Below are 4801 nucleotides of genomic sequence, written 5' to 3' on the forward strand. Positions count from 1 at the left end.
TTGCCCGCTTCCTGGGCTTGAAGCCGCAGCCGGGTCAGCTCGGCTTCATCAATCAACAAGACCGGCTCGAAGGGCTCCAGTGCGGGCTCTGGTTCTGGTTCTGCTGCCTCAGGCGGGTCTGGCTGCAGCTCTTGCGCGAACGATGTCATTTCCCAGCGTTGCCAGGCCGTCAGCGACACCTTGGGTGCGGTCGGCCTGGAAGGGGTCACGGGCAAGAACTTGCCGGTGTCAAACCCTGAAAGCGCCGGCTTGCTAGACATACTCATCCTTGCCCTGGCCACCCAGCACAATCTCGCCGGCATCTGCCAGGCGGCGCACGATCAGCAGAATGATCTTCTGCTCGGTCTCGACCTGCGACACGCGCACCGGGCCGCGCATTTCGATATCTTCGCGCAGCATTTCGGCGGCACGGGTAGACATGTTCTTGAGGAACTTGTCGCGCAGTTCTTGCGGCGCGCCTTTCAGGGCAATGATCAGCGACTCCGATTCGATTTCCTTGAGCAGCAGCTGAATGCCACGATCCTCGATTTCGAGCAGATTCTCGAACAGGAACATCTCGTCGATCATCTTCTGCGCCAGCAATTCGTCATGCTCGCGCACATGCTTGATCACGCTGTCTTCGTGCGTGCTGCTCATCAGGTTGACAATTTCCGCCGCGGCCCGAACACCGCCCAGTCGGCTGCGCTTGGCGCCTTGGCCCGACAACATGCCCGTCAGCACCTCAGTCAACTCCTTGAGCGCCGCCGGTTGCACCCCGCCGAAAGTGGCCACGCGCATGACCGCGTCGTGGCGCACCCGCTCCGGCAGTTGTGCCAGCACCTCGGCAGCCTTGGCGCGTTCCATGTGAACCAGCAGCGTGGCAATGATCTGAGGATGCTCGTCGCGGATAAGCTCGACCACCTCGGTGGCCTCCAGTTGGTTCAAGCCTTCGATACCATTGCGCGACTCGCTGGACTGGAAAATGCTTTCCAGCAAGTCTGCGGCGCGGTTGTTGCCAAGGGCTTTGTTCAATACAGCCGTCACGTAGCTGCCCGAGTCCAGGTGGAGGGCCGAATACTGCTCGGTTTCGAGCCGGAACTCCTCAAGGATGGCGCTGACCTCTTCGCGCTTGACCTGCGACAGCTTCGCCATGGCCTCGCCCATGGCCTGGACTTCATCTTGCGACAGGTGCTGCAGCACGCTGCCCGCGCCCTCTTCACCAAGCGACATCAAAAGAATGGCGCTTTTTCTCAGGCCGGCATCCATTTTTTCCATCATTTTTCAGCCATCCAGTGCTTGATCAGCATCGCTACCATGCGTGGGTCTTTAACTGCGATTTCCTGTGCGTACCGGACGTTGTCCTGGTGGCGCTGGGCTTCTCGCTCCTGCGCTTCGACCTGCGCCTGCGCCTGTGATTCGCTGCTTGCCGGGGCCGCTTTTCCCTCGCCTGCAACCGGGGGAGCGAACTGCTGCGCGGGTTCCAGATGCTTGCGCAGCAACGGACGCAGCACGGCAAACCACACATACAGCGCAAGCAGGCCCAGCAGCAAATATTTGCCCAGCGTTTTGGCCAGCTCAATGTTATCGGCTTGTTTCCACAAGGGCAGGTCGGCGACTTCGGTGCTGTCTGAGACAAACGGGCTGTTCACCACGTTCAGCGAATCGCCACGCTCGGCGCTGAAACCCATGGCCTCCTTGACCAGGTTGTTAACTTGCTCCAGTTCGGTGGCCGAGAGCGCTTGCGCCGTGCGCTTGCCCTGCGCGCCTGCGGCGGGGCGGTAGTTGACGACCACGGCCACCGACAGGCGCTTGATGCCGCCCGCACCTTGCTGCACATGGCGGATCGAGCGGTCCAGCTCATAGTTGATGGTGCCGTCCTTGCGTGCCGTGCCCGAGCGGGGTGCCGCGGCATTGGCCTCTGCATCTGGCGTGCCGGGCTTTGGCTGCGCCTGAGGCGTGTTGATGATGGGCGCCACCGGATTGATCGGCGGCTGGTTGCTCAGCGCACCCGGCACGCCACCGGGTGGGTTCATGCCTTGCTGGCTGGACTCGCTCGATTGCTGGCTGCGAATGGCCGCACTGCCCGGTTCCTGGTTCGGTCGGTACTTTTCGTCGGTGTTTTCAATGACCGAAAAATCAATCTCTGCCGCCACCTGGGCATGCACGTTGCTCGTGCCCATGATCGGCTGCAAAATGGCTTCGATGCGGCGTATGTAGCCCTGCTCAATTTCTTGTGTGTATTTCAGCTGGCTCACATCCAGGCCCCGTGTGCCCGCATTGGCCGCCGACAGCAGATTGCCTGCCTGGTCCACCACGGTAATGCTTTTGGCCGACAGTTCAGGCACGCTGCTCGATATCAAATGCACGATGGCGCTGATCTGGCCTTCGTCAATGCTGCGTCCCCGGTGCAGCGACAGCACCACCGAAGCGCTGGGCTTTTTCTGGTCGCGCACGAACAGCGAAGGCTTGGGCAGCGCCAGATGCACGCGCGCCGACTCCACCGCAGAAATGGAATTGATCGAACGCGCGAGCTCCCCTTCGAGCGCGCGCTGGTAATTGATCTGCTCGGCAAACTGGCTGGTGCCAAACTTCTGGTTGTCCATCAGCTCAAAGCCGACCGCGCCGCCTTTGGGCAAGCCCTGCGAGGCCAGCCGCAAGCGCGCTTCAGGCACCTTGTTGGCCTGCACCAGCAAAGCGCCGCCGCCCGCCGAAAACTTGTACGGAATGTTCATCTGCTGCAGCGACGCGATGATGGCGCCCCCATCGCGGTCCGACAGGTTGCTGTAAAGCACGCCATAGTCAGGCGTGCGGCTCCACATCCACAGCGCGGCAATGACCGCCACGGCGGCAGAAGCACCAATGATCAGCGGCAGGCGCGGGTTGGCGCGCAACTGCTCCAGCAAGGGCAGGGCCTTGGGTGTTGCTGCGTCAGCGCCCAGTGCGGTGGAACTCATGCGCTCACCCGACCAGCGCCGCATCGCGCGGGCAGGTGAAAGGCAGGCAGGGGTGGTAGTGCAGCGAAACGACTGGTGGCATACGTCAGGTAGTAAGGGGATGGGAAGGGGGCTGGCCCGGCAGATACGGCCAAGGCACCCCCGGCCTTGTGAATGATTGTCAGAGTGCGGCGCGGCGCTTGATCGGCTGAATAACCGGGGCTTTTGCCATCTTTTGCCGTGATGCGGGGCCGGGGACGGCTGATACGCTTCAGGCCTTCAGTCAAGCAATGGGCGTGCGTGCGCCCAAGGGAAATGCCATGTCGATATCGTCTATTGAATCCGTATTGCAACAAATGCGGGCGCTTGCCCCCTCCATGGGCAGCGCCCCAACGGCTGGCAGCGAAGTGGCCGCAGGCGGCTTTGCCGGCGAGTTGAAAAAGTCACTCGATCGCATCAGCGACGCGCAGCAGAGCGCTTCCAGCCAAGCCGAAGCTTTTGAGCTGGGCAAACCCGGGGTGGCGCTGAACGACGTGATGGTCGATATGGCGAAAGCCGGCATTGGCTTTCAGACCGGCCTGCAGGTGCGCAACAAAGTGGTTGCCGCTTATCAGGAAATCATGAGCATGCAGGCTTGACGCCTGGCCTGTTGATTCGTAGGTCGGCTTAGCGCAGCGTAAGCCGACATCCCCGTACCCTGCGAGCGCGGCCACGAGGCGGTCAAAAGCGCCGATGTCGGGTTACGCTGCGCTAACCCGACCTACAAAATCATGCCCCATGCAATACCGACGCGCATTTACCCCCGGTGGCAGCTTCTTCTTTACCCTCGTGACACAGGAACGGCGGCCCGTTTTCAGTTCAGCCGACGCCGTCGAAACCTTGCCGAGTTTTCGCCGCCATGTTGAAGCAGGGGTTTATCCGGCCAATTGGGGCGAGAACGTCATCGAGTTCAAGGGCGTCGGAAAAGAGTAGCTGCAGCCTCGAAATCCCGTAGGTCGGCTTAGCGAAGCGTAAGCCGACGTCCCCGTGTTCTGCGAGCGCGTCAAAATGCAGCCAAAAGCGCAGAGGTCGGCTTACGCCTGCGGCTAAGCCGACGTCCCCCGACAAGGCCCATGCCGCCAACTTTCCAGGCGGCAAGAAATTTTTCACGCGCAACCCTAAAGGTTTTGCCGGCCCTGGCCGATAACCTGAATAACGGTGGCTTGCAGACTGTTTCAGCAAGCAAGGCCAACGTGACGGCAGCTAGCCGGAATACCCAACCTTAGTCAATTCAGGAGTCCCTCATGGCACAAGTCATCAACACCAATTCCCTGTCACTGCTCACGCAGAACAACCTCAACAAATCCCAGGCTTCGTTGAACACGGCCATCCAGCGCCTGTCTTCGGGCATGCGCATCAACAGCGCCAAGGACGACGCCGCCGGCCAGGCCATCGCCAACCGCTTCACCGCCAACATCAAGGGCTTGACGCAGGCTTCGCGCAATGCCAACGACGGCATCTCAATCGCGCAAACCACCGAAGGCGCGCTGAACGAAATCAACAACAACCTGCAGCGCGTTCGCGAACTGTCAGTGCAAGCGGCCAACGGCAGCAACTCCAAATCCGATCTGGCCTCGATCCAGGCTGAAATCAAACAGCGTATGGCTGAAGTTGACCGCACGTCGGCGCAAACCGACTTCAACGGCGTCAAGGTGCTGGCCAAGGACTCCACGCTGACCATTCAGGTGGGCGCCAACGACAACGAAACCATCGGAATCGATCTTAAAAAGATCGATGGCAATACACTGAGCATGCGCACCTTCAGTGTGTCTGGTCCTGATGGAACCGGTGTGAGTTCTAACGCAACAGTTATCGCGTACACGGGTACTGCGGTTACTACCAGCGCTACT

The 4801-nt window shown here is 60.7% G+C and carries 4 protein-coding genes and 2 pseudogenes; 3 read left to right on the forward strand and 3 right to left on the reverse strand.

Going from position 1 to position 4801, the window contains the following annotated elements:
- The 3 genes and pseudogenes from Q8K05_RS07280 to fliF all read right to left on the reverse strand — a co-directional run.
- A pseudogene (locus Q8K05_RS07280) lies at positions 1-260 on the reverse strand (hypothetical protein); the annotation flags it as partial.
- Complete coding sequence (fliG, locus tag Q8K05_RS07285) at positions 253-1257, reverse strand: flagellar motor switch protein FliG (RefSeq protein WP_305245841.1); 1005 nt, start codon at positions 1255-1257, stop codon at positions 253-255. The pseudogene Q8K05_RS07280 and the gene fliG, both read right to left, overlap by 8 nt.
- Entirely contained in the window at positions 1254-2933 is a 1680-nt protein-coding gene (fliF, locus tag Q8K05_RS07290; RefSeq protein ID WP_305245842.1) for a flagellar basal-body MS-ring/collar protein FliF, read from the reverse strand. The genes fliG and fliF overlap by 4 nt, the downstream gene beginning before the upstream one ends.
- Positions 2934-3232: 299 nt before the next feature.
- Here fliF and fliE point away from each other — a divergent pair, with 299 nt between their 5' ends.
- The 3 genes and pseudogenes from fliE to Q8K05_RS07305 all read left to right on the forward strand — a co-directional run.
- Positions 3233-3550: a flagellar hook-basal body complex protein FliE gene (gene fliE, locus Q8K05_RS07295; protein WP_305245843.1), complete on the forward strand. Its 318-nt coding sequence runs from the start codon at positions 3233-3235 to the stop codon at positions 3548-3550.
- 139 nt (positions 3551-3689) lie between these two features.
- On the forward strand, positions 3690-3884 hold the full coding sequence (locus tag Q8K05_RS07300) for a hypothetical protein (protein WP_305245844.1): 195 nt from the start codon (positions 3690-3692) through the stop codon (positions 3882-3884).
- Positions 3885-4195: 311 nt separating this feature from the next.
- Positions 4196-4801, forward strand: a pseudogene (locus Q8K05_RS07305) (flagellin FliC); the annotation flags it as partial.

This window comes from Polaromonas sp. (genome assembly GCF_030682935.1).
In the GTDB taxonomy this organism is placed as follows: domain Bacteria; phylum Pseudomonadota; class Gammaproteobacteria; order Burkholderiales; family Burkholderiaceae_C; genus Polaromonas.